The organism is Caldicellulosiruptor morganii (assembly GCF_026810225.1).
Taxonomy (GTDB): domain Bacteria; phylum Bacillota; class Thermoanaerobacteria; order Caldicellulosiruptorales; family Caldicellulosiruptoraceae; genus Caldicellulosiruptor; species Caldicellulosiruptor morganii.
In genome coordinates this window covers 665,906-692,082 of sequence record NZ_CP113865.1, presented here as the reverse complement: position 1 = coordinate 692,082, position 26,177 = coordinate 665,906, and the positions used below count along the sequence as shown (strand labels likewise).

The 26,177-nt window shown below is 37.6% G+C and carries 25 protein-coding genes; 3 read left to right on the top strand and 22 right to left on the bottom strand.

The window, feature by feature from the left end:
* Nucleotides 1-9: 9 nt before the first annotated feature.
* From OTK00_RS03260 to thyX, 13 genes are all read right to left on the bottom strand, one after another.
* A complete protein-coding gene (locus tag OTK00_RS03260; protein ID WP_045170241.1) occupies nt 10-738 on the bottom strand; it encodes a tetratricopeptide repeat protein in 729 nt (242 codons plus the stop codon).
* Nucleotides 739-810: 72 nt separating this feature from the next.
* Entirely contained in the window at nt 811-4,341 is a 3,531-nt protein-coding gene (locus OTK00_RS03255; protein WP_045170511.1) for a VWA domain-containing protein, read from the bottom strand.
* A gap of 157 nt (nt 4,342-4,498) precedes the next feature.
* A complete protein-coding gene (locus OTK00_RS03250; protein WP_045170242.1) occupies nt 4,499-6,088 on the bottom strand; it encodes an FMN-binding glutamate synthase family protein in 1,590 nt (529 codons plus the stop codon).
* 80 nt (nt 6,089-6,168) lie between these two features.
* Nucleotides 6,169-7,584 carry a phenylacetate--CoA ligase family protein gene (locus OTK00_RS03245; protein ID WP_045170243.1) on the bottom strand — a complete coding sequence of 472 codons (1,416 nt, stop codon included), beginning with the start codon at nt 7,582-7,584 and terminating at the stop codon, nt 6,169-6,171.
* Between the two features lie 163 nt (nt 7,585-7,747).
* Nucleotides 7,748-9,433 (bottom strand): arginine--tRNA ligase, encoded by a 1,686-nt coding sequence (gene argS / locus OTK00_RS03240; RefSeq protein WP_045170244.1) that lies wholly within the window; start codon nt 9,431-9,433, stop codon nt 7,748-7,750.
* Nucleotides 9,430-9,867 carry a DUF1934 domain-containing protein gene (locus OTK00_RS03235; RefSeq protein WP_045170245.1) on the bottom strand — a complete coding sequence of 146 codons (438 nt, stop codon included), beginning with the start codon at nt 9,865-9,867 and terminating at the stop codon, nt 9,430-9,432. Before OTK00_RS03235 ends, argS begins: the two co-directional genes overlap by 4 nt.
* 25 nt (nt 9,868-9,892) lie before the next feature.
* Complete coding sequence (gene murI / locus OTK00_RS03230) at nt 9,893-10,696, bottom strand: glutamate racemase (RefSeq protein ID WP_045170246.1); 804 nt, start codon at nt 10,694-10,696, stop codon at nt 9,893-9,895.
* 6 nt (nt 10,697-10,702) lie between these two features.
* On the bottom strand, nt 10,703-11,797 hold the full coding sequence (locus tag OTK00_RS03225; protein ID WP_045170247.1) for a D-alanine--D-alanine ligase family protein: 1,095 nt from the start codon (nt 11,795-11,797) through the stop codon (nt 10,703-10,705).
* A gap of 110 nt (nt 11,798-11,907) precedes the next feature.
* On the bottom strand, nt 11,908-13,311 hold the full coding sequence (locus tag OTK00_RS03220) for a phosphoglucomutase/phosphomannomutase family protein (RefSeq protein ID WP_045170248.1): 1,404 nt from the start codon (nt 13,309-13,311) through the stop codon (nt 11,908-11,910).
* A 155-nt stretch (nt 13,312-13,466) separates the two neighbouring features.
* On the bottom strand, nt 13,467-14,105 hold the full coding sequence (locus OTK00_RS03215) for an RNA polymerase sporulation sigma factor SigH (protein WP_045170250.1): 639 nt from the start codon (nt 14,103-14,105) through the stop codon (nt 13,467-13,469).
* 97 nt (nt 14,106-14,202) lie between these two features.
* Nucleotides 14,203-14,715, bottom strand: coding sequence for an NYN domain-containing protein (locus OTK00_RS03210; protein ID WP_045170251.1), 513 nt, complete (start codon nt 14,713-14,715; stop codon nt 14,203-14,205).
* Nucleotides 14,699-15,460, bottom strand: coding sequence for a 23S rRNA (guanosine(2251)-2'-O)-methyltransferase RlmB (gene rlmB / locus OTK00_RS03205; RefSeq protein ID WP_045170252.1), 762 nt, complete (start codon nt 15,458-15,460; stop codon nt 14,699-14,701). The genes OTK00_RS03210 and rlmB overlap by 17 nt, the downstream gene beginning before the upstream one ends.
* Nucleotides 15,447-16,235, bottom strand: a complete 789-nt coding sequence (gene thyX / locus OTK00_RS03200) for an FAD-dependent thymidylate synthase (protein WP_045170253.1) — start codon at nt 16,233-16,235, stop codon at nt 15,447-15,449. The genes rlmB and thyX overlap by 14 nt, the downstream gene beginning before the upstream one ends.
* Nucleotides 16,236-16,338: 103 nt before the next feature.
* On the opposite strand from thyX, the gene OTK00_RS03195 reads away from it, so the two are divergent.
* Genes OTK00_RS03195 through OTK00_RS03185 form a run of 3 tightly spaced genes read left to right on the top strand, consistent with a single transcriptional unit; the run spans nt 16,339 to nt 19,005 of the window.
* Complete coding sequence (locus OTK00_RS03195) at nt 16,339-17,358, top strand: DnaD domain protein (protein ID WP_045170254.1); 1,020 nt, start codon at nt 16,339-16,341, stop codon at nt 17,356-17,358.
* On the top strand, nt 17,342-18,376 hold the full coding sequence (locus tag OTK00_RS03190; protein ID WP_045170512.1) for an ATP-binding protein: 1,035 nt from the start codon (nt 17,342-17,344) through the stop codon (nt 18,374-18,376). The genes OTK00_RS03195 and OTK00_RS03190 overlap by 17 nt, the downstream gene beginning before the upstream one ends.
* A gap of 47 nt (nt 18,377-18,423) precedes the next feature.
* Nucleotides 18,424-19,005, top strand: a complete 582-nt coding sequence (locus OTK00_RS03185; RefSeq protein WP_045170255.1) for a Uma2 family endonuclease — start codon at nt 18,424-18,426, stop codon at nt 19,003-19,005.
* A 63-nt stretch (nt 19,006-19,068) separates the two neighbouring features.
* Here the strand turns inward: OTK00_RS03185 and fabZ are convergent, their stop codons facing one another.
* The 9 genes from fabZ to OTK00_RS03140 form a co-directional block, all read right to left on the bottom strand.
* Nucleotides 19,069-19,491: a 3-hydroxyacyl-ACP dehydratase FabZ gene (fabZ, locus tag OTK00_RS03180; protein WP_045170256.1), complete on the bottom strand. Its 423-nt coding sequence runs from the start codon at nt 19,489-19,491 to the stop codon at nt 19,069-19,071.
* A 36-nt stretch (nt 19,492-19,527) separates the two neighbouring features.
* The gene (locus OTK00_RS03175) at nt 19,528-20,553 is read right to left on the bottom strand and encodes a DUF1646 family protein (protein ID WP_045170257.1); all 1,026 of its coding nucleotides are present in this window, start codon (nt 20,551-20,553) and stop codon (nt 19,528-19,530) included.
* 32 nt (nt 20,554-20,585) lie between these two features.
* On the bottom strand, nt 20,586-20,978 hold the full coding sequence (locus tag OTK00_RS03170; protein WP_082054660.1) for a Mini-ribonuclease 3: 393 nt from the start codon (nt 20,976-20,978) through the stop codon (nt 20,586-20,588).
* A 56-nt stretch (nt 20,979-21,034) separates the two neighbouring features.
* Nucleotides 21,035-22,516, bottom strand: a complete 1,482-nt coding sequence (locus OTK00_RS03165) for an aminotransferase class I/II-fold pyridoxal phosphate-dependent enzyme (RefSeq protein ID WP_045170259.1) — start codon at nt 22,514-22,516, stop codon at nt 21,035-21,037.
* A 68-nt stretch (nt 22,517-22,584) separates the two neighbouring features.
* Nucleotides 22,585-23,235 carry an MgtC/SapB family protein gene (locus OTK00_RS03160; RefSeq protein ID WP_045170260.1) on the bottom strand — a complete coding sequence of 217 codons (651 nt, stop codon included), beginning with the start codon at nt 23,233-23,235 and terminating at the stop codon, nt 22,585-22,587.
* Between the two features lie 201 nt (nt 23,236-23,436).
* The gene (locus OTK00_RS03155; RefSeq protein WP_045170261.1) at nt 23,437-24,162 is read right to left on the bottom strand and encodes a YebC/PmpR family DNA-binding transcriptional regulator; all 726 of its coding nucleotides are present in this window, start codon (nt 24,160-24,162) and stop codon (nt 23,437-23,439) included.
* A 153-nt stretch (nt 24,163-24,315) separates the two neighbouring features.
* On the bottom strand, nt 24,316-24,930 hold the full coding sequence (locus OTK00_RS03150; RefSeq protein WP_045170262.1) for a hypothetical protein: 615 nt from the start codon (nt 24,928-24,930) through the stop codon (nt 24,316-24,318).
* A 40-nt stretch (nt 24,931-24,970) separates the two neighbouring features.
* Nucleotides 24,971-25,591 carry a YigZ family protein gene (locus OTK00_RS03145; protein WP_045170264.1) on the bottom strand — a complete coding sequence of 207 codons (621 nt, stop codon included), beginning with the start codon at nt 25,589-25,591 and terminating at the stop codon, nt 24,971-24,973.
* 127 nt (nt 25,592-25,718) lie between these two features.
* Entirely contained in the window at nt 25,719-26,141 is a 423-nt protein-coding gene (locus tag OTK00_RS03140; protein ID WP_045170265.1) for an NUDIX hydrolase, read from the bottom strand.
* Nucleotides 26,142-26,177: the final 36 nt, after the last annotated feature.

Here is a 26,177-nt window from a genome sequence, read left to right as displayed (position 1 = left end):
AATTTGTACTCAGCCATTCTCAAACTCAGAGTAATTGAATATGGGGGGAGTTTTATCATACACATCAAATATGCTCGGAAACCCCAGTATCTTTTTGCCCTCCTCATACCAGTGCCACGGGTCATCCACAAGTTCATCACCATGGGGTGGTATTTTTTCTTCTTTTATAACACCAATAATGTTACTCATTATCTTTTTTATCCCCTCCGGGTCTTTCTTGAGAATGCATTCCGCAAAACCACCAGGAATTACTCCTCTTCTTCCCTCCATTAATCTTTTTATCTCAACAGCTTTCTGCAGATTCCCTGTATAATACTCGGCTGTTGCCCATAATACATAAAAATCAGGATGACCCCATGGTCGCAATGCCAGCACACTTCCTTCTTCTCTCTTCTTCTCATACACCCTTCCAAATATCCTGCTCGCCTCCGCAAACTCTTCCTTCATCTGCTCTAACTCACCTATCCATCTCCTATATTTGGCTGTCCTTGCTATATTCAGGGCTACTGACGCACTCTCATATCCGTATTTAACTCTTGCTTCTTCTACAATTTCCCACGATTTCTCTATGCACTTTAACATATATTTCCTGCCTTCTTCATACTCCCCCAGATACATATATGCTCTCCCAAGCGCTATCAATGTAAATATATCTCTATAGCCTCTTTGATAAAAATCCAGCTCCTCTTCAATCATCTTTTTTAGTCTTTTACTGTTGAGCTTTATCTCCCACCACATAAGCAAACTTCCCCCTTTTGGCCTGAATATTAAAACCTGCTCCCTATAAAAAAACCATCCCTCAGGTTGATTTTAAAATGTCATCTTGATCATTGTCATGCTTTTGATATGCTCATTGTTTGCAACAGCTTCTTTCAGGTATTTTGCAATTCCCCCATCCCATTTTATCTTCTCATTCTTTGCCGCATACACAACAGCTGCCTCATACTGCCCTTCATTTCGCAAAAATTTCTTGAATTTCTCAAATTCCACAGGGTCCATTTCTCTTTTCATAACACCCAGATACCTTTCTGAATTTGTACTCAGCCATTTCCACGAAAGCTGGGCAAATTTTTCTTTCACCCCTGTTTCTTCGTCTTTCACATAATTAAACAGCCTTCCACTTCCTACTGTCGGATTTTTAGTAGTATCTACTGCTCCTTTTGCCTCTACTATTAAATAATCATCACCTTTTCTGAAAACTAAGTCAGGTCCCTTTACTCCATGGGGTGCTTTGTATACGCATATATAGCCAAGAGATGTAAAGTAATCAACTGCAGCTTCAACTGCAAACCTTTCTGCTTTTATCACTTCACTTTTTAGATTATTTTTTATCATGTATTTATTTACTCTTGTTTCTATATCTTCAATATTTTGTATTTTTTCAATCTCTTTTAATATTATCTTGTCTTTTGCATTATTAAGGCACTCTGCCACCTCATCAATACAATTATGCTGTGCAAGTTCTGGTACAGCTTTGTAAAACTTTCTATCTTCCACAGCATCTTCCAATGCTTTAAGATTGTCTTTTCCCTTTGAAAGTAACGCAAAAACAGGCATGAATACATCAGATGCAAATATACTCCTCCATGCATCAAACTTTTCATATATAAGCCTTGCCGCAATTTTGATACACTCATCTCCAAGCCCTATAAACTTTAAAAATCCTCTTATAACATCAGCAATATTACCAGCACCCGGCACAGACGCAAGCAGGTTAGTAAACACCCCTGCAAAGTCAAGTTTTACAAGGCTTGCAACAGCATCTCTTATGTTGGAAAATGGAATAAATCCCGAAGCAATTTGTCCTATCAAATAGCCAAGAGATTTCAAAGTTCTTTCTGCCAGTATACCATACTTTACAAGTATCTCACCTGCATCACCGCATGTTGCACCTGCCAGAATATCTTTTATATGTTCGAACCATGTTTTATCATACAGGTACGGATCAAGTCCTCTTTCAGCTTCTTCTTTGTCTGTATATGAATCGCCGTCATAGTTTTTGTGAAGCGGTGAGTATCCCATGCTAACTTCAATACCATCGGACAGCCCATCACCATCTGTGTCGCTATTATATGGCTTTGTTCCATATTCATCCTCTTCAGCGTCAAAAAGCCCATCCTGATCGCTATCTTTAATAGCAGGGTTTGTGGATGACTTGTAATATTCACCATTGGGCCCGTTAACAAGTACACCTATTTCTTCACCATCTTCTATCCCATCTCCATCTGTGTCTGGATTATTGGGGTCTGAATATACCAAAGTTCCAAAACCTGTTCGCGCACCTGATACCTCTACACTGTCCGGTATTCCATCTCCATCAGTGTCAACCGGTTCTGTTACTATTTCTGTTATTCTGCTGAATACCTGTGGGAGTTGAGAAGCAGAAGATACTGAAAAATACATTCCGCCTGTCTGCGCTGCTATATTACGTAAAAGATTTTCATCAACGCTTGTACCCAAACCTATTGTGTAGATATTTATATTGCTGTCTTTTGCCTGAGCAGTGAGGCTCTGGTCATAGTATCCTTCACCGTCTGTTAAAAGTATTATTACCTTTATCCTGTCGTCAGAACTCTGTGAAATTAATTGCTGATTTGCAATCCTTATACCTGCTGCTATGTCTGTACCACCGCTGCTGTCAATCCTGTCAATTGCACTCTTGACCGCTTCAAAATCATGTGTAAGTGGTTGCAATAAGTATCCGTAACTGTCAAAATCTACAACAGCTGCCCTGTCTCCCTGCACAAGGGCATCTACAAAAGACTTGGCGGCTGTTTTTCTGTAATCGTTCGGGTCATTCCAGCTCATGCTCCCAGATGAATCAAGCACAAATACTATGTCTATATACTTTGTCTGATGGCTAACTTCCCTTTCGCCTTTGTTTATTGGAACTTCCCAAACTGCTTTCCATGTTGGTATATAGAAGAGTACAAAAGTTGTAAAATGGTCTGTCTTTGCCCATACAAGCTTTTTTTCAACATCTACACCTTGTTCATCAAGTGGAACAAAAGTCATCAAATTTTCATCAAAATAAAACATTTTTACATTCTGTATATCACCGTTTGGAACTTTTGTTGTGTCAATTGGAATATATACTGTAGCTTCCTTAAAAGGCACATATACCTCAAAATCAACAGGTTCAGAAACCAAACCATAAACATGCTGGAATATTTCTTCGTTGCTGAGATTTCTTGTTGTAACAAATTCTGAAATGTCACCCTCTGCTGTAATTTCCACCTTTGCACCAGTTTCTTTATCTGTAAACACCTGTTTATACTCTTCAAGTCCATCAAAAATACCATCCTGATCTGTATCAGGCGTATTCGGGTCTGTGCCAAGTAGATATTCACTTTTGTCCAGCAGACCATCCTCGTCAGTATCAATTTTCAGCGGTGAACTTTTAAAAGTAAAAATTTCAAAATAATCATCCAGTCCGTCACCGTCTGTATCGGGCAAAAGAGGGTCTGTGCCAAATCTCTGCTCTTCAATATTTACAAGTTTGTCTTCATCCGGATCTTCCTGACTGTCCGGTATGCCATCTCTGTCTGTGTCAATGGATTTACCATCTGTCAGATTGAAAAGCTTTAAAACTTCAAAGAAGTCCGAAAGGTTATCTCCATCTGTATCCTTCTTGTTAGTCTTAAGCCCAAATTTTTCTTCAAGAAAATCGGGACAACTGTCACTGTCTTTGTCCTGAAGCTGAAAAATTGCTTTTTTGAGCTGGTTTAAACGTTCCCATGAATTTCTGTAAAAATGAATAGCCTGCTCATTGTTCTTTTTGTTTTCAAAATCACAGCCTTTATTATATTCCTCAACTGCTTTCAAAAACTCCTTTTTCTGTTTTTGGGTAAAAATGCTCTCATTTTCTTCACATACCTTCTTTAAATTTTCTACAACCAGCTTTGCTGCCAGAATGCAGCTTGTTCTTATCTCGTTTATGGTTGGAGCTATATCTTTTTTGAGGTTCCCATGATGCAAATAATACTTAAGCTTTCTGACTGCCTTTTCAACATAATCAAAAAAGTTCCTGTCAAAGATGGTGGTGTCACTGTCAAAAAAGTTTAAAGCCTTTATCAGTGCAATTTTCACCTGTTTGATTTTTTCGTCATAAGATGGCTTTTGATCATAGAAAGGTTCTGGCAAACCTGATAACCTTTCAATTTGTTCAAACAAAATCTGCCTTGGACTTTTAATGAGAGAAGTATCCTGAGGTGTCGCTCCTGTGTAAGCTGAAGTATTGGCAGGTAAACTTTCAGCTTTAACAAAATAAGGAATCAAAATATTCATTGTAAAAGCACACAAAATAATCATGGTCAAAAGTTTTTTTAAATTCTTTTTCATCACAACCCCTCCAAGATTTATAAAATATTTTGTTGATATTTTATAAAATTTGTGATAATGTGTCAATTCAAACGTTGTTTTTTGAAAAATCAAGCGAAGGTAAAAAAAAGAGAGGCAAAAGCCCCTCTTTACTATTGTATATTGCTCTGCTGCAAAACTATTCTTCCAAAATTCTCTCTGCCTCTTCTCTGTATGCATCCATTACATACGGAATGCCTGATATCTTTGCAGCATCTTCTGTGAGCGCAATCAAATCCTTTCTTGAGATTGTGGAGATTCTAAAGTTTCTTGAACCTGCCATAAGCTGCTGCAACCCTATCCTGAACTTCTGGACAAATGTGTAAATTCCAACAGCTCCAAGCGGGATGTTCTTCATCTCATCGCCAAACTTCTCTTTGAGCTCCTCATATGTTATGAAAATCTCCTCGGGGGTTGTTCCATACTTTGAAACTGTCTTTGGTAAATTACCTTCTTTGAGCCATTTTTCAATGTTCTTACCCACCATGCCGGGTATCATCAAAGCTCTTCCCATACATACTGCTTTTACATATGGAGCGCCCATTGCAATTGCTTTGAACACTCCATCCTCTGTTGAAAATCCACCTGCAATCGCAAGGTCAGGCACTCTGAAGCCCTTCTTTGAAAGCTTTTCAGCAAACTGATACGCCAGTGCTTCCAAATAGAATGTTGGAATTCCCCATTCATTCATCATTGGCCACGGGCTCATACCGGTACCGCCCGGCGCACCATCTATTGTTATAAGGTCAAGCTTTGCCTCAGCACCAAATCTCAGTGCCATTGCAAGCTCAACCGCAGAATATGCACCCGTCTTTAAAGTAATTCTCTTAAAACCAAGGCTTCTGAGCCTTTCTATCTCTTTCAAAAAGCTTTCCTTTTCAACAAAACCAAGCCTTGAATGTCTTTCAAATTCTCTGATAGCACCCTTTTTGAATGCCTCCTGAACCTCTTTCAAAGTTGGATCAGGAAGAACTATATATCCCCTCTTTTTGAGTTCCAGAGCTCTCTCAAGGCTTTTTACCTTGATCTCTCCGCCTATACACTTAGCGCCCTGACCCCATTTTAGCTCAATGGTATCAAGACCATGCTTCTCAATGACATATTCAGCAACACCAAGACGTGTGTCTTCAACATTCATCTGAACAAGTATCTCGCCCCAGCCATCATGAAATCTCTTGTATGTTGTGATTCTTCTGTCCATCTCAGGAGATTTTTTGACCTTGCCATCTGAAGAGAGTTCAAGTTCAGGGTCAACTCCACAGACATTTTCTCCACACACAAGTGTGATTCCAGAAATGGCTGCTCCAACTGCAAAGTGCTCCCAGTTCTTGCGCGCAATCTCTGTTGAACCAAGTGCACCTGTAAATATTGGAACCTTCAACTTTACCTTCTTTTCCCAGCCATACTCGGTGGTTGTATCAACATTGGGAAAGATTGCTGTGTCAGAATTGGCTTCAACCCCTTCCGGAAGCCCCTTTGCACCAACCGCATAGCCCTGTATGTTCAGGTGCGAATAGTCAACAGGATAGTTTTTGTCTGCACCCGCAGTGACCTCACCAAAAGGTCCAGGATACAAAACCTCTCTTCCTCTGAATGAGGATAAAAAGATTTCACAGTTACCCTGGCAACCGTCCACACAGCGTGTACAGATACCCGACATTGGAACAACATCTTTTGAACGGTTAAAAGTACCTGTTGCTTCATTTGCATTTGGCCTTCTCAAATTCATCCTAAAACCATCCTCCCCTTCTACATTTGATTTAATGTTTGTACTTTGTAAATTTATAAATAATTGCCGGCACAATCGGTTTATATTTCTATGCCGGGCAAAGACAGCATCACAAAAGCAATCTTTGCAAGAAGTAAAAGCAACTTCATCGCAGGGATCTTATACTCCCTGATAGTATATCTTGCTTTGCCAGACGGTCCTACCGGAATCTCATCAACATAGTCAACCTTTATTGAAACATCGCCAAACCTGTTTTTAATCTCTTTTATAAATTTCTCAACTTCACCTTCTTTAAAAGCCTTCCCTTTTACAATCCTCAGGGTCATGTTATCCACATCATGCTGAATCAGCTGATACTGCAAAACTCCTTCCATTTCTCTTGCTAATATATTAAAGAAATGGCTATCATATACTTCCCCATTTCTGGTGAAGAAAATTTCATCCACCCTGCCGTCTATCTCTTTTATGGTTGGAAATCCTATGCCACAGTCACACCCATCACTGTCCAGTGTTACAACATCACCAAGTTTATATCTCAGTCGTGGCATTGTGTAGTTATGAAGGTCTGTAACCAGAATAGCCTTTTTGTTTTCATCTTCTGCACCTTCAATGTTAATATATTCATAATAACCTGTTAAAGTCATCAAATGCATCTTTCCTTTTCTGCACTGATAGGCAATGATGCCTCCATCCCTTGCACCATATTCATTTACCACCGGACATCCAAAAACCTCTTCTATTAAATCCCTCTGATAGCTGTACAAATTCTCTGCTGTTGTGACAACAGCTTTAAGCTTAATCTTAAGGTCTATGCCATTTTCTTTAATCAATCTTGCAAGTTTATAAGCAGCCGAAGGATATGCATATATAAAGACAGGTTTGTACTTCTGAATCTTTTTTGCAATCTCTTTTATGTTTTTTTCATTTATATCCCAGGCTGATATAATCAATCTGTTCTTTAAAATGAGCTCTTTTAATTTTCCTTTCAAATCCTTTGTGTTTTTTATGTCATTCAAAGACGCCCAGAGCATAACACACCTGTCGCCAATATTTATTCCCCACCATGAAAGGCCCAAATATCTTGCAGCCTCATACCACTCAACAGTTTCTCTATCCATGTAAAACTTTACAGGTTCACCTGTAGAACCGCCTGTTTTATTTGGTATACACTGCGACAGATCAGCTTTTTCAGACAGGTACAAATCTCTATTCTGGTTAAATTCTTTTTTCTCCAGTACAGGAAATTCAAGCAAAGCAGTATATGGATCTTTCAAAATCTTTTCCTTCAAATACCCGAACTTTTTGTATGCCGGAACATGTTCAATGCAGAAAAGAAGCAATTTCTTTAGCTCTTCTCTCTGAATCTCTTCAATTTCGATTTTGCTTTTTGATTGAACACTTTTCAAAATGTTCAGTTTTTTTCTAATCCTGTTTCCCTTAAAGATTTCCATCAGAGGAAAAAACATATTTCTTATAAGCACCGCAAATAAATCCATACAATAGCGCCCCTAAGATTTTCAGACTTTACTATGTAGAATTATATCATATCATCTCAAAGTTTAACAATAGATTAAAAGCTATTAATCTAATTTTTATTTAGAATAAATAAAAAATCCCCTCAACCATTTGTAAAAAATGGTCAAGGGGGATATTGTATATCTACATCTTTTCTGGAGCGTCAACACCAAGCAAAGACAGCATATTTTTAATTACAATTTTTACACATTCAACAAGTGAAAGCCTTGTGTGCATAAGTTCTTCATTCTCATTTTTTACTCTGCATGCGTTGTAAAAAGCGTGAAAGAGTGAAGCCAAGTCCAAAAGATATTTGGTAACTCTGCTAACATCCAAATTGCGTGCTGCAATCTCTATCTCTTCCGGAAGCTCCAAAAGCTTTTTCAGAAGTTCAAGCTCTTCTTCCTGCTGCAAAAGATCAAGCCTTATTTTTTCTTTCTTCAGAACAATTCCCTCTTCAGAAAGAGCTCTTATTATTCCACATGTTCTTGCATGAGCATACTGGACATAAAACACAGGATTGTCAAGCGTCTGCTGTGTCACAAGGTCCAGGTCAATCTCAATATGTGTGTCGGCAGACTTTGTGTTGAACATAAATCTTGCTGCATCTTTCCCAATCTCTTCTATCAGGTCAATAAGAGTTATAGCTTTGCCTGTTCTTTTCGACATTCGCACAACTTCCCTGCCACGGACAAGTCTTACAAGCTGCATGAGTATTATAATAAGCCTGTCCGGGTCAATCCCAAGTGCCTTCATAGCAGCCTTCATCCTCGGTACATGTCCGTGATGATCCGCTCCCCAGATGTCAATCACAATGCCAAATCCTCTTTTTTCAAACTTATTTCTGTGATAAGCAATGTCTGCCGCAAAGTAGGTTGGTATACCGTTTGTCCTTATCAAAACCTCATCCTTTAAATTTTCATCTATCCTGGATGCGGCAAACCACAAAGCATTGTCTTTTTCGTAGGTAAACCCACGCCTTTTTAGTTCTTCAATTGTCTCAAAAACCTCCCCACTGCTATAGAGGCTACTTTCGTGAAACCACACATCATATTCGATGCCATACTTTTGCAAATGTTCTTTCATCAGTGCAATATTTTTCCTTAGCGCAAACTCAACAAGCTTCTTCCTTCTCTGATCAGAAGGTAAAGATTCCAAATCATCACCATTTTCATTCAAATACTCTTTTACTCTTTCGATTATATCCTCACCATGGTAGCAGTCTTCGGGCAGGTCAACCTTTTCTCCTTTTAGCTGCCTGTATCTTATCTCAAGACTTTCCCCAAACTTTTCAATCTGATTCCCTGCATCGTTTACATAAAATTCCTTGGTGACATCATACCCCGCCCACTTCAGGAGGTTTGCAAGGCAGTCTCCAAGAGCACCGCCCCGTGCATTTCCCATGTGCATGGGACCTGTCGGATTTGCTGAGACAAATTCAACCATAACTTTTTTACGGTTGCCAATGTCAACTTTGCCATAATTATCTCCCTCAGAAAGTATAACATCAACAACCCTGTAAAGCCACTCTTTTTTGAAAAAGAAATTTATAAAACCGGGACCTGCCACTTCAACTTTTTCAATAAGTGTTGTTGCAAGGTCAATATTATCAACAATATTCTGAGCTAATTCACGTGGATTTTTCTTAAGCTTTCTTGCAAGCTCCATTGCAATATTTGTTGCAAAATCACCATGTGCCTTTTCTCTGGGTTTTTCAATCATTATTTGTGGCAGCCGGTCAAGTTGAAAAATCCCTTTTTCAATGCAGCTATTTACAGCTTTCTCGATGGTTTCTTTTATCTGGTCTTTTGCAAGCTTTACCAAGTTCAATTTTTTACACCTGCCTCTTTTATTTGGAGTAAAAAGTCGTTCTCGGACATCATACGTGAATCCAAATCAATGGCATATTCAACAAAAACCTCTCCACCATTTTCACTCAAATCTACCTTCATCCTTTTTGTATAAACACCTATCATTATCACACCATCTTCGGTAATATATGTTGATATATGCCTCCTGCCAGGCTCAAATATCAGTGTTGATGTGACATCACCATAGCGAATCAGGGTTATATGGTCCTGCTGAATCTTGAATGTGGTGGTTGTGCCCTCAAGCCCGGTAATCTCACTTTCTTTGTATGTCACATAAAAACTTTCACCTTTTTTATAAAACTTTCCTTCTGTAAAAAACTCTATGCTATTCTCCGGACTACCTGCGGGGTACTCCTGAGTGCCTCTGACAAAAATTAGGACATCCTTTTTCATACTTTCACCCCGAAAACATTGCAATTTAGTATTTTTCAATGTCAATCTTTTCTTCACATTTTATCTTTTCATTCAAAAATATTGAGGCTACCGATTCAAATTTCTTTAAATTGTCACTTGCATAAAAATAGTAAGTGGGCTCTTCAGAAGATAGGTTCAGCATGTCTGCCTGCTTTAATACCTCATATGTCTGTTTTGCTGTCTCAAGCGCCGGGTTTACCAGAGAAACACCCGGCAATACCTTCTTTATCACCTTTTGCAAAAATGGATAGTGTGTACACCCCAGAACAAGAGTATCTATGCCTTTTTGCCTAAATTCCTCCAGATACTCTCTTGCCACAAGATATGTGACCTCTTTGTCAACCCAACCTTCCTCAACAAGAGGCACAAACAGAGGGCAGGGCTTTGAAAACACCTCTATCTCAGGATCAAACTCCAGAATTTTTTTCTCAAAAGAACCGCTGGCAATTGTTCCTTCGGTCCCAATCACACCAACCTTTTTATTCTTTGTGGTGAAAACCGCTGCTTTTGCTCCAGGTTCAATAACAGCAACAACCGGAATCTCAAACTGATTTTTTAAATATTCATATGCATATGCAGAGGCTGTATTGCAGGCAACAACCACAATCTTGACATTCTTTGATAGCAAAAACCTTGTGTTCTGGGCAGCAAATTTTGTCACAGTCTCTCTGGACTTAGAACCGTATGGTATTCTTGCAGTATCACCAAAATATACAATATTCTCGTTTGGCATAAGTTTCACAATCTCTTTGAAGACAGTAAGCCCACCAAGACCTGAATCAAATATGCCAATTGGTCGTGTATCCATAAAGCTTCAACCCTCTTTGCTGTATTTTATACTCTGTTTTCTGGAATTTCTTTCAATTGCAAGTTCAATTAGCCTATCAAGAAGCTGTGAATAGGGTATACCGCTGTACTCCATAAGCTTTGGATACATAGAAATACTTGTAAAGCCGGGGATTGTATTTACTTCATTGAAATATACTTTGCTGGTCTTTCTGTCTACAAAAAAGTCTATTCTTGCCATACCGCTGCACTCAAATAGTCTGTAAATCTTTACAGCAAGTTCTTTTATCTCATCTTCCACCTGCTTTTCAAGCTTTGCAGGAATAATCAGCTCAGAAGAGTTATCTATATACTTTGCCTCATATGAATAAAATTCACGGGAAGGTATTATCTCGCCCAGAGCAGAGACAAAAATTTCATCATTCCCGAGCAGTGCACATTCAATCTCCCGCGCATCTATAGCCTCTTCAATTAAAATCTTTGTGTCATAATAAAAAGCCTGGTTGATTGCTAAAATCAGATCATCTCTGTCCTTTGCCTTTGAAATCCCTATCGAAGAACCTGAATTTGCAGGTTTTACAAACACAGGATATGAAAATTCACTCTCTATCCTTCTTATAAAGTAGTCTTTTTTTGAAAGATATTCATTCTGGTAAATCACCAAAAAATGACCCTGTGGAATACCTTCCAAAAGTGCAAGCTTTTTGGCAAAAGCTTTGTCCATGCATATGCCTGATGACAGCACACCACATCCAACATATGGAATCCCTGAAAGCTCCAAAAGTCCCTGCACTGTACCATCCTCACCATTCAATCCGTGGAGGACAGGAAATACAACGTCAATGTCAATAAAAGTAGCTTCGCTATCTTTTATCTTGACAAGCGCCTTTCTGGTCCTGTCAGGTGAGATAAAGCATTCAATAGAATACACTGTCCATTTACTGTCCAAATCTTCTATTTTACCGGTATACAAAAGCCATTTGCCTTCCTTTGTAATACCGATAGGTATTATTTCATACTTCTCTTTATCAAGGTTTTGCATAACCGATTTTGCAGATACTATAGAAACCTCATGTTCTGTTGAAACTCCACCGAATAAAACAGCAACATTTAATTTGGTCATCTACAAATTACCTCCAGAATGTGCTTTTTGTAAATTTATATATTCATAAACTTTCTAATTTTATTCCTCTTTATTCCTCATATATAAACTAATTTATTCCCTTTTTTTGTTTACAGCCCTAAGTATTCCTTTACTTCAGAAAGTATCTTCTCAAGCGTATCCATATCCCTGCTCTCTGCATATATTCTAATCAAATCTTCCGTGCCAGATGCCCTTACCAAAAACCATGCCTCATTTTCCAAAATGACCTTAAGACCATCTCTTGTTCTGTACTCAAGACACTTCAGAGAAGCCACGCTGTCTTTGCCGAAATTTTTTATCCTCTCCAGTGCTTCCTGTTTTTTGCTGTGAGTTGTTCTGATATCAATTCTTTTATTATACAGTTTACCATATTCAGATTCAACTTTATCCAGAATCTCCTTGGGTGACTTTTGAAGTCTGGCAACCGCCTCTGCAACAAGAATGTCTGCTAAAATTCCATCCTTTTCTGGCACATGTCCTTTTATAGAAAGTCCACCTGATTCCTCCCCGCCAATCAAACTATCCTCTTTCATAAGACACTCTGCAATGTACTTAAATCCAACCGGTGTCTCAATGCATCTCATACCATGTCTTTCTGCAATCTTGTCAACCATAGAGGTTGTTGCAACTGTTCTTGCAACCGATGACGCCCTGCCTCTTGTGTTTATCAGGTAATCGGTCAGCATGGATATTACCTGGTTTGCTGATATGAACTCTCCATCTGGATTTACAACACCGAACCTGTCGGCATCGCCGTCTGTTGCAAGACCCAGATCAAACTCTTCTGTCTTAATAATTTCAAGCAAATCTTTCATGTTTTCCAAATTTGGTTCGGGTAAATGCCCGCCAAAAAGTGGGTCACGATGGTTATTGATTACCTTTACTTCACATCCAAGCCTTCTCAGTGCCTCGTCAACATACCCTATCCCGCAGCCATACATTGGATTTACAAGCACTTTCAACCTCCTGCCTTCAAACGCACTTCTGTCAATTAACGCAAGCAAATCATTTAAATACTCCTCTTTATGGTCAAAAAACTCAACAAGGCTGGAATCCGGATTTATTTCTGAAATCCCACTATTTTGAATTCTTTCAACATTCTTTACAATCCTATCTGTAATCTGTGTATTTGCAGGTCCACCATAATGAGGTATAAACTTTATACCGTTGTAATAGTAGGGATTATGGCTTGCTGTTATCATAATAGCCCCGCTTGCTTTGTATTTTACAACTGCATGTGCAACAGCCGGAGTGGGAATTGGATTTTTTGAAAACAGCACCTGAATACCATTTGAAGTTAAAATATCTGCACAAATCTTTGCAAAGTTTTCGGAGTGAAATCTATAGTCATAACCAATGATTATTTTCGGGTCAGTGTAAGTTTCTGAAACATAATCAGCAATTGCCTGAGCAACTATTTTTACATTATCAAATGTAAAATCGTCAGCAATTATACCTCGCCAGCCATCTGTTCCAAAGGTTATCTTTGTCATATTTATTTTGACCTCCTTCTAAAAAAATTGGACAAGTATATTATAATATAGTTTAAAATTTTTACAACAAACAAAAAAAAGATGGCCAGTAAAAACCACATGACCATCTTTTTCAAACACATATCCTTACAGCAAACATTTATTGACCACTTACATCACTGGTTATGCATACTTCCAAAGTATTTTTCAATCTTCTTTTTAACTCGCTGAAGCGCATTGTCAATAGACTTTACATCCTTGTTAATCATCTCGGCAATTTCCTGATAGCTCCTTCCCTCAAGATAGAGGCTTAAAACCCTGTTTTCAAAAGGGCTCAAGCACCCCGTGATAACATTTAACGCGTTTTCAAACTCCTCTTTTGTAATCATAACCTCCTCGGGGTCAGATATTAGAGAATTTGCAATAGTGTCAAGCAACGTCCTTTCATCATTTTCCTCATACACAGGTTTGTTCAGGGATATGTACGTGTTAAGAGGGATATGTTTTTGCCTGCTTGCAGTTTTTATTGCAGTTATCACCTGTCTTGTAATGCAAAGCTCGGCAAATAACCTGAAAGTGGGATATTTGCTCTCATCAAAATCACGTACAGCTTTAAAAAGTCCTATCATACCCTCCTGGTAAATATCGTCCTTTTCAGCACCGATCAGAAAATATACCCTGCACTTTGCCTTTACAAAATTTTGATACCTGTTTAGAAGCTCTTCTGTAGCTTCCTTTATACCCTCTTTTGAATACCTTACAAGCTCTTCATCAGTACAGTCTTTGAAATTCAGTAGCTGTTTTTGTGATGTCAAGGCAAAAGCCTCCTTAATTTTTTAAGCCTTTTTGTAAAATAATTTCAATCAAGATATTCTCCCACATCATAATTATATATTATTGCCATAAAACATATCAAGCTTGGTCCAATTTCTTTTTAAATTTCTCCAATTTTTTGATAACAGAGCAGTCAAGTGCATCCTCCACTCTCTCTTTTTTTAAGGTTTTTTCGCCTGCTTTTCTTTCAAGCTCCTTTTTATAACTCTCTAACTGGTAAATAAGCTCTCTTGGGGTCATCCTGATGGCTCCATCGCCCAGAATCATAAGCTGCTCTAAGTAGTCAGATGTAACCACCGTTATCTTCTCAATGCTTGCGTTTTTGTAAACATACTTCTCTATGTAGTTATCAGCTGTTTCACCCTCTTTTGTAAATACCACCTCTATATCATTTATAACCTCTTTCTTTCGCCGGGCACCTTTGACCAGATGCGAGTCAAAAACAACGGTTATTCTATAACCTTTATAGCCAGAAAAGTCAGCCAGAATATCTATCAACTTCTTCCTTGCTGCTTCCAGATCATCTTCAGCAATCATTCTCAAATAACTCCATGCATTTATAAAGTTATATCCATCAACTATCAAGTGCACCTTTTCCTTCTCCTTCTTGAATTCTTTGTTTCAAAACCTCAAAAAAGATAATCCCGGCAGCAACAGAAGCATTGTAAGAGTTGACTTTACCCTTTTGGGGGATTTTTATTAAAAAGTCAGCACCTTCTTTAACAAGTCTTGAAATGCCTTTCCCTTCAGAACCAATTATAATACATGTTGGAATCTTGAAGTCACAATCAAATAAAAGTTGTGTAGCATTGTTATCTGCTGCATACACCCAGATACCCTTTTGTTTTAACTCCTCAATTGTCCTTCTCAAATTGACAACCCTTGCAATCTTTATATACTCAATTGCACCCGCTGAAGCCTTTTCAACAGCCGGGGTAATCGGGCATGAGTTTCTCGCTTCAATCACAATCCCATGTGCACCGCACAAATGTGCAGACCTTATAATAGAGCCGAAATTGTGAGGGTCAGTAATCTCATCCAGCAAAACCAGAAAAGGTTTTTCGCCTCTTCCTGATGCTTCAAGCAAGATGTCATCTATGTCATAGTATCTGTACTCCTGAGCAATTGCAATTACTCCCTGTGGGTTTTTGGTCTTTGCCATTCTGTCAATCTTATTTCTGTCAACAAATTTTACAACTATACCTTTTTGCTTGCAAAGATTTATGATCTCTGAAATGGTTTTATCCTTTGCAGTATTTGACACATACACCTCTGCAATAGAACTTCCTGCCTTCAACGCCTCTTTCACAGGATTTTTGCCCTCAATTGTTCTCATCTTTTTCCCTCTTTCCAAGGTATTTCTTCTTCACCTGTTCAAACTCCCCGCAGGAAAACTTCCCTTCGGGACAGTATCCAAGCTTTATACATTTTGGTCCTGCAAACCTGAAAATATTTGGTGCAACCTCTTTTACTATCTCCAAGATTTTATCAGCAACACTTCTTATTTCCCACTGTGCTCTGTTGCAGCAACGCTCACCAAAAAAATGCAAAAGCTCCCTTGCGTTCATTGTCATGATTATCTTTGTCTCACATGCGTTTGGCAAAACATATCTTGCATCTTCAATTGCCATTTTCTCAGCCCTTTTAAAAGCTTCTTTATCGCTAAAACCTTTACTTACAAAAGCAGCTCTGTGTTTTTCCTGAAGCTTTTCTGTCAAAACTCTGTAGGTTCTTGCAATCTCTCTCATGGTATCCTCAAAGATTGTTTTTAACTCTTCATCTTCTTCTATACTCGGTGGAATTACATATTCAAAGCCATCAAGCCTTACATACCTTTGCGACTGCTGGGAATATGAAGCAATTCTATGCCGCACAAGCTGGTGTGTAAAGCTCCTACTAACACCCTCTATTCCAAAAGTAAAGCTAACATGCTCAAGCGGAGACTGGTGCCCTATCTCAACCAAAAAACTCAGAAAGTTCTTTATTGCTTCATCATCAAGCCTGTCAAAAATATTCTCCACAGATGTATTTGAATAGCAGAGCTTTGCAGCCGTTGCAACAACCTTTTCTGGTTCCGGCGTGTGCGACAGCAGGCTAACTTTAAAACCCATTTTTTTCCTCCATATTAGTGTATTCATTCATTTTTTTGGTATAAAAATAATGCTCAATTTGTGATAAAATTATTTTATCACAAAAAGGGGGCATTTTACAGGTATGAAGCTTTTTTTTCAACAGAAGGTACAAAACTTTGTTGTGATAACCCATGACTTTATAAAAAACCATATGCCTTTTTCAGACGGTGAGTTTGTAAAGGTATATATTTACCTGAAGTTTTTGCTGCAAAACAAAGTGGATTTTATCGAAGTAAATAAAATAGCTCAGGACCTGAATCTTCTTGAAAGCGATGTAATCAAAGCCATTGAATTCTGGGCTGAAAGGAAACTTATAAAGATTTCAAAAGATACAGATGGAAACATCACAGTTGACTTTTTTGACGAAAAACTTGATTTTGAAACTGCTGAAACCAAACCAACACCTCCTGTATACACAACAGACGATTTATCAAGATTTTTTGAGACAGATGAGAAGTTCAGAAACCTTTTGGAATTTGCCCAGAAGCAGTACTGCAGAACATTCAATAAAAACGATATAGATGTGCTTCTTGAAATTTACGACTGGTTAAAACTCCCTATTGAGGTTATATATCTTCTCATCAACTATGTTACAATAAACAAGAACAATAAGAACCTGAAATACCTCGAGCAGATTGCCATCAAGTGGAAGGAACTGAACATAGATAGTATCGAGAAAGCTGAGGAGTATATAAGGCTTCAGGAAAGCACCGGCAGAATAAAAAGACTTGTGCTTCAAAACCTTGGAATTTACAACAGAGCTCCTACCAAGGTTGAAGATGAGATAATGAACGTCTGGATAAATGACTGGAAGATGCCCGAAGAGGTAATAATGTATGCACTGAGTCTTATAAAAAATGTCAACAATCCTACCGTTAACTATGTAAATGGTATAATAAAACGATGGTATGAGGCAGGGCTCAGAGATTTAGAGTCAATCAAGAAGTTTGAGCTTGAAAATGCTCAGAAAAGAGAAAAGAATAAAAAAACAGCTTCCAAAAAAGTAACCCACGAAGAAAGGGACCCCTCTACATATACTGCCTTGGAGGAACTTTATAAAAAAGCTCTGAGAGGTAACAGAGATGATGACGATGATGAATAAAAAGAAGATAGTTGAAACAATAAACAGAATATATCAGCAAAGGCGACAAAATGCTGAGATTGCAAGAGAGAAAAAAATTGCAGAATTATCTTCTAAGTCAAAAGAATTTGCCGATTTGAACCAGAAGATAATAAAAGCTGGCTTAAAACTTTCACAGGCTTCTCTTTCTCAGAATCAGGCTGATATAGAAAAGTACACAAAAGTTTTAGACAACCTGATTCAAAAGAGGACAAAACTACTTATCAGCCTTGGACTTGGAAAGGACTATTTAGAACCCGGCTATACCTGCCAAACTTGCAAAGATACAGGTTTTGTGGTGGGTGAAAAAGGAATTGAAGTTTGCAGATGCAGAACTCAGCTTTTTATAGAACTTTTATATCAACAGAGCAAGTTGAAGGACATTTTAAAAGAGCATAACTTTAAAAATTTTAACCTTGAATTCTATTCAAAAGAGATAGACCCAAAAGAGGGCATATCGCCATACGAGAATATGCTGAATATCATAAAAGAAGTGAAAAAATTTGTAAAGAATTTTGACAAGCCTTCTCAAAAAGGTCTACTTTTTTATGGCTCAACCGGGCTTGGCAAAACTTTTTTAGCACACTGTATTGCAAAAGAGATTATTGACAGAAAAAAAACGGTAATATTCCTTGACAGCATTGCCTTTTTTGAGATCTTAAAAGAAAAATATTCCAAAATGGTGAGGCTGTACGATGAGGTGGATGACGAAGAGTACAAAAGCCTTGAAGAGGTGGATCTTTTGATTATAGATGACCTTGGTAATGAAGGAAAAGGCACTGAGTTCTGTCACGGCGTTTTCCAGAGCTTTTTGGACAAACGCTATATGACAAACAAAAAGACAATTATAACAACAAACTATAACATTGATGGACTTTTAAAACTCTATTCAGACAAGACAATGGGAAGGCTTCATGAGTATTTCATGTTTTTGCACCTGTTTGGTGAAGATATAAGGGTTATAAAAGCCAAAACTCAGTTGGAAAAACGTGCGACATAAAATTCAATTTTTTCAATATAATTCTAAAGAGAGGAAGTGCATCTTGTATGGAAGAGATATTACCAAAGTTCTGGACATATGAAGATTATTTGAAATTTCCTAAAGAGGAAAGAGTGGAAATTATTGATGGTGTCATTTATAACATGAGCCCTGCTCCTTCAAGAATACATCAAGAAATTATCTTTGAATTAACACTGATTATTGGAAACTATATAAAGCAGAATAAAAAACCTTGCAAGGTTTATACAGCTCCTTTTGACGTCATCTTAGTAGAGGAAGGAAATGAGGTGAATAAAGCTAAGAATGTAGTTCAGCCTGATATTTCAATTATATGTGACAAAAAGAAACTTACTGAACAAGGTTGTATCGGAACACCTGACATGATAATTGAAGTGGTATCCCAAAACAACTTTTCCCATGACTATATTAGAAAGCTAAATCTTTACACCCAATTTAAAGTAAAAGAATACTGGATTGTAAATCCACAAAACCAGACCATTTTAGTTTATCAACTAAAAGATAACCAAGACTATTTACCACCATCACTTTATACTTTTGATGACAAAATCAAAGTCTTAATCTTTGATGATCTTATAATAGATTTTGCTCAGATAAAAGAGGTGTTATAAAGTAAAAGGGTAACCCCCAAAAACTTTCAAGAAGTTATAGCGGTTACCCTTTTCTGCTTTAATTTATTTTATTGCAAAAAGTAGCTCTCCCTCACAGACAACTTCACCCTCAACACAGGCAACAGCTTTTGCCTTGCCAATTGAGCCTTTGAGAGATATAAGCTCTGTTTCAATCAAAAGCACATCTCCCGGTCTTACAACCTTCTTAAACCTCACTTTATCAATACCCGCAAAAAATGGAGTTTTCCCTTTGAACTCTTCTTTTGAAAGCATTGCAACAGCTCCAACCTGAGCCATTGCCTCAACAATTAAAACACCCGGCATAACAGGCTCTTTTGGGAAATGCCCCTGAAAAAAAGGCTCATTTATTGTTACATTTTTAATCCCCTTTGCCTTTTTTCCTTCTTCTATTTCAATTATTCTATCAACAAGCAAAAAAGGATATCTGTGTGGAAGAATATGTAGTATACTGGTAATATCATACATCAACTACATCTTCCTTTCCTAACTTTTTGAAATTTTTTACAGTTTAATTATAAATACCAAAACAAAATATACAGACATCAAAACCAAACCTATCGGAACCCCAATCCTTGCCCACTCTTTACTTTTAATTTTGAACTTTCCTGCTGATATTATATTTGGTATATTCCCAGGAATTAACATTCCTCCACTTATAATCATTCCAAGAATAATTGCTCGGACCTGTTCATCTGTCATATCTCTTGAAATTTCTGCAGCTGCCAGGGTAGCATTATCAACTATAGCAGAAATCATGTTGACCCAGTAAAGAATTCTGGCATCTAACTTTATAATGTACAAATCTATTAATGGTTTAAAAGCAGTCCCTAACAGCTCAAGTGCAAATACGAATACAAAAACTTTAAAAGCCCTCAAAAACACATCTTTAATGGTTTCTACACTTTCAGTAAATTCATCTTTATCTACTTTACTTGCCTTTTTAACAACAAGAGCTGCTAAAAAAGCCATTAACAGTGTTGTGATAATAATCTCTACTCCAACTGCTCTTGCTAAATAGAAAAAATCTGCTTTGAGTTTTGAAATAGTAATTGTTGCCAATGGCTCACCCACTGGTGTCAATGCAGCACCAAATCCAATTGCAAAACATGCCAATACAATAACCTTTATCTTCGTATTCCTATCAAGTGGCGTGTGATGCATTATTTCGGTTAATAACAATGACGCAATTATGGCAGTAATAAAACTTGAACTTAATCCCAAAATAATAATTACAATAAACACAAAAAATTGGATAGAAATTCTACGAGTCAATAATTCTATCATTGTGTTTATTTTATTTCTAAAGAAGAAAAACAACATTCCAGCTATTAAAACAGCAAAAGTTATATAATAAAGCAGATGATTTTTAAGGATATGCTCAAATAAATCTAAGCTCATCTGCTTAGAGATAACAACACCTATAATGCCCATTATGAACAAAAAATACTCTAAATTGTGTTCTACTGCCTTAACAAAAAAAGGCAAAAATAAAATAATCAAAAGGAGAACTATTAATCCAGTGATCATATTCATCAATCCTTTCAAAATTGATTTTCAAATCAGTTGTTTTTAATCATTTTGTACTCTTGAGTTATTATTTCGTATGCTTGTGAAAGAACATATTCCAATCTTTCAATATTATTTTCTAAATACAAATACCCAATTAATGTTTCAAGGGCTGTAGCATATTTGTAATCACTCAACTTAGCATTCTTAGGAATAGTTTTAGTCTTTGCATTTCTACCTCTCTTCACAATCCACTTTTCATTTTCATCAAGCTTTTCATACAATTTTTTTATAGCTATCGCTTGACTTGAAGCTCTTACATACATAGTAGTTTTCAAGTAATAAAGATAAGGAGTCAAATCAGGATTTTCGGATATCACTTTATTTCTTACATATAACTCATACACTGCATCACCAATATAAGCATATACCAAAGGGCTAAGCAATTTATCAACACTCTCTCTTAAATAAATTTTAAAAGTTACTCACACACTCCTCTTCTCTAATCAGCAGTTCCCAGTACTCTTATTGTATTGACATACGGGTCGGCAGTACCCTGAAGCTGGCAGTCCTCTTCTTTTAAAAGCTTAATGTAGTCCACAAGGTCCTTTGTTATTCTTTCACCGGGCAAAATAAGTGGTATTCCCGGTGGATATGCCATTACCATCTCGCCAGAAATCTCACCTACTGCATTGTCAAGCTCAACAACCTTCTTTGAACTGTAAAAGGCATCCCGCGGTGATACAATAACCTGCGGTGAGTGAAGCACAATTGTTGGGGTCTTTACATCCTTTACACCAAGTTTCTTTGCCATATCGCGCAGCGCTTCGATTAGCTTTTCCACACTCTCCTGAGTATCACCCAGAGTGATTATTGCAAGAATATTATAAAGGTCAGACATCTCTATCTGTATGTTGTATTCATCTCTCAATATCCTTTCAGCCTCATAACCAGTAATTCCAAGTCTTCGGACATTGATCCCAAGTTTTGTCTCATCAAAGTCATAAACACCAGGGGTGCCGATGAGCTCTTTACCAAATGCATAAAGTCCCTCAATCTTGTTTATCTCTTCTCTTGCCATTCTGGCAAGCCTCAATGTCTCCTCCAGCATCTCTTCACCGTACATTGCAAGCTGTTTTCTTGCAACGTCAATCGAACACATCAATATATAGGATGAGCTTGTTGTCATTGTGAGGTTTAGAACCTGTTTTACTGTCTCGGGCTGAATTCTGTGCCCGCGCAGAAGAAGTACCGAACTCTGGGTAAGAGAACCACCCGTTTTATGGGTTGAAACAGCACTCATATCAGCCCCAACTTCCATTGCTGTCAGTGGAAAATCATTGTGGAAGCCCATATGTGCACCATGCGCCTCATCAACCAAAACTGCCATGCCAAACTTGTGTGCAGTTCTTGTGATGGATTTCAAATCACTTGCAATACCATAATATGTTGGATTTATAACAAACACAGCCTTTGCATGAGGATGTTTCATTATTGCCTTTTTAACATTTTCAATTGTCACACCCATAGTAATGCCAAGCTCTTCATTTACCTCCGGTTGAACATACACCGGAATTGCCCCGCTTAAGATTATACCCCCAAACACGCTTTTGTGAGCGTTTCGAGGCAATATTATCTCATCGCCAGGTTCACAGGCCGACATTATCATTGTCTGTACACCCGATGTTGTCCCGTTCACCAGAAAGTATGCATACTGAGCGCCAAATGCACTTGCAAAAAGCCTTTCTGCTTCATAAATCACTCCTATCGGGTTGTTTGCATTGTCCAGATCCTCCATACCATTCAGATCCATTAGCATGACGTTTTGCCCGACAAAGTCAGTAAACTCTTTAAGACCTCTTCCATATTTATGCCCCGGCACATGGAATGGTATAATATTTTTCTCAATGTGTCTTTTTACAGCATCAAAAAGGGGTGTTTTGCTCTGGTCCTCCTTTGTCACCTTATTCTGCCCTGCCTCCATCCACTTTTATTTTTTTAATTTTCTGATTGATAATTATACCACACTTCATTTTTTTTAAAAGTACTTTTTTATTCAAAGAAAATGCGGCTGACTCCCTCTACAAGATAAAGGTCTGTAATGAGCTGATTTATGTTTGCATCGGGAAGCACAAGAACTTTGTAATAAATCTTTTCTGTCTCCTCATGAATAAATTTAAGGTCTTTTATTGCAATAGCATGTGCGGACAGAATAGAATCAATCTTCTGGATTGAATCCTTGAGATTGTGCCCCTCAACAACAATCGACCTTAAAATCCCTTTGGAAACAAATCTCACTTCAAATTTCTTCAAAAAAATTAATGTAAGGTATACAGCAGCTGTTGCCAGAGCCGCACCTTTATAATAGCCAATTCCAATTGCCAGCCCAATACATGCAACAGCCCACAGTGTTGCAGCTGTTGTTAAACCCTTTACTGTAGCACCATCTTTTATTATAGTGCCTGCACCCAAAAAACCAATCCCCGAGATTACCTGAGCACCAAGCCTTGCAACGTCTATGTTGGCATGTCCCTTATAGTATACATTAAAAATGTACTCTGACGTCATCATAACAAGAGTAGAGCCCACACACACCAGAATATGAGTTCTAAAGCCTGCGGGTCTGTGGACATTTTCGCGCTCAATGCCAATAAGACCACCTGCTAAGATTGCAAACATGATCTTTAGAATGTCTTCTAACATTCAAAATCCCTCTAATCTATAGGATATATTCATATTTTATACTACAATTCAGCAAAAATTAAAATGTTATCCTCAATTTATATAAAATAATAGCAGTAAGAAGGGCAGCTTTAAAATAAATTCTTGCATCTAAAAAATTCCCAAATAATACCTGCTTTTTTACTGTTATTCCCTGCCACTCTCACTGCTATACATAAAAACTTACTCTTCTTCCCAGTTATGATATACCTCTTTTACATCATCGTTGTCTTCAAGCATGTCAATCAGTCTTCTCATCTTCTGGGCATCCTCTTCAGAAAGCTTTACAGTGGTCTGGGGAATCATCTCTATTTGAGCTCTTATAAAAGTAAATCCATCCCTCTCCAAACCTTCTCTCACCCTTGAAAAATCCTCAGGAGAAGTTATTATCTCATATATATCATTTTCTGAAGAAAAATCTTCTGCTCCATACTCCAAAGCTTTCTCCATCACAAAATCTTCATCAGGAAAACTCTCTTTGTCTATTATAATCACACCTTTTCTGCTGAACATCCAGGATACACAACCAGTTTGCCCCAAATTACCACCATTTTTGTCAAAGATATGTCTGATTTCCCCGGCAGTTCTGTTCCTGTTGTTTGTCATAGCCTCAACAATTACAGCAACACCGCCAGGACCATAGCCTTCGTATGTAATGTCTTCGTACCCTGTAGTGTCAATTTCACCGGCTGCTTTTTTTATAAACCCCATTATCTTGTCCATGGGCATATTGTTAGCTTTTGCTTTTGCAATCACATCTCTGAGTTTGGGATTTGCTTCAGGGTCAGGACCATACAATCTGGCTACAACCATCAATTCCCTGCCCAGTTTTGTGAAAATTTTGGCTTTCTGAGCATCAGTTTTTTCCTTCTTATGTTTTATATTTGCCCATTTTGAATGTCCAGCCATCCATCTCACACCTACCCCGTTTGTATAGTATACATGAATAATTTTCAATTTTTGCCTTTGACGAATATCTTAGCTTATATGAATTAACAAAAGCATTCAGTACACAGAAATTATAAATTCAATTTAGGATTAATGTCAAATAGAATTTATTATTTATATGAAAAATGGTGTGAGAAAAACTGAGGGTACATACACATAAAGCAGTGCCTGAGCTACAACAATTACAAATAAACTCACAAATGCTTTCGGTCTTGATATACCAAAACCTTTTGAAAATGCTTCATACAAAGATATTAAAAACGCCAATTCGGCTGCTTTAAAAATCACAAAGCTCAAAGGCAAAAATGATAATACAACTCCTATGAGAAACACATAACAGGGGATTAAGTATGATACTGTTAATATTGTTGTAATCTGGGATAGTTTTGTTCTTCTTCCTGTCAGTATTGAGGATACTATAAACAAAATTACGCTCATAACAAAAAGTCTTAAAATTTCTGCTGAAAATAAGTTTATTACAAGTTTTGCCAGTCTCAAATTCTCAATATCATAGTTTATTATTCTATCTGCAAAAAAGATAAGACCTGATTCTTGTGGCAGCATCTCATTTCTGCCCTTAATCTGCACATACACATACAATGAAAATAAAACCAGATAAATTAAATAAATTGCTATTCCAGCAGGAAAATTATTTATAAGTGAAACATCCCTGATAAAATTCAAAGGATTAAAGATAGCATTCCTGTACATATTTTCTTTTTTGTTCACAGACCATTCACTTCCTTTTTTGTAAAATTACCTGAAGTATTTAAATTGCTTCAAGACACAGGCCTTTTCTTTCGACCAAAAAGTTACCCCCTGTAAGGTCAGAAAGTAATTTTACAAATTCGTCGGCATGTTCTGCTTTCACCAAAACAAGGATGTCCACCACCTGCGAGTATTCTATTTCAAGTATTTTAGTCCTATTTTTCTCAATCAACCACCTGACTTTTTCATAGTCAGGATAATCCACAGTTATGGCTATCTTCTCACACTCATGATACTCCAAAACTCCTGCCTTTTCAATACAAACTGCGGCAGCCTGGGTATACGCTCTCACAAGTCCTGATGCACCAAGGAGTATTCCACCAAAATAACGGGTAACAACCAGCAGAACATTGGAAAGCCCGTTTTTTCTTATAACCTCCATCACAGGCAGCCCTGCTGTGCCCTGTGGTTCTCCATCATCCGAGTATTTTTGAACCGGATATTCAATGCCATATGTATAGGCATATACATTATGAGTTGCATCGTAAAACTCTTTTCGTATTTCATTTAAATAAAAATCCACTTCCTGCTGATTTTCCACTCTAAATATTGAGGCAATAAATCTGGATTTTTTTTCTACAATCTCTGCTCGTGTGTTTTCTCTTATAGTTTTAAAGCCCATATCCCCATTCCCTTCCCTTTTTTAGCCCTCATTTTCCCTGGTTAGAAGCAGAAGCAAAAGGGCTGTCATATTTTGATTTAATGACAGCCCCCTTTTAGCCTCTATCAATTATATTATAGACATCAATTTAAATATTCACAAGCTGCTTGTATTGCTGATACGCACAGGAAGCCAAAGCCTTATCCTGACTATAAGTAATCTTCTGAAGAGCCTCTTCAATATCAAAATATCCTGCATCATATACATTCTCTTCTTTATTCTCCTTCAAAAACTCCGGGGATTTTGCCTCCATGATATACCAGACTATTTTATTGCACACTGGCTTCTGACGTGTCACCGAATAGAATTCGTAACTTGTTTGACCTGCAGTTGACAGAATTGAAGCATCAATCCCAACCTCTTCTTTTACCCGTCTTACAGCAACCTCAGGTGCAATCTCACCGTTCCTGATAACGCCCTTGGGAAACACCCATTCACCTTTTTCATTTTTCATAATAAAAATTTTGCCCTGATAGAATACAACCCCACCAGCACAGTTTCTAATAAGCACTGCGGACAACCCCTTTCCTTTTTTATTTAAATTAAA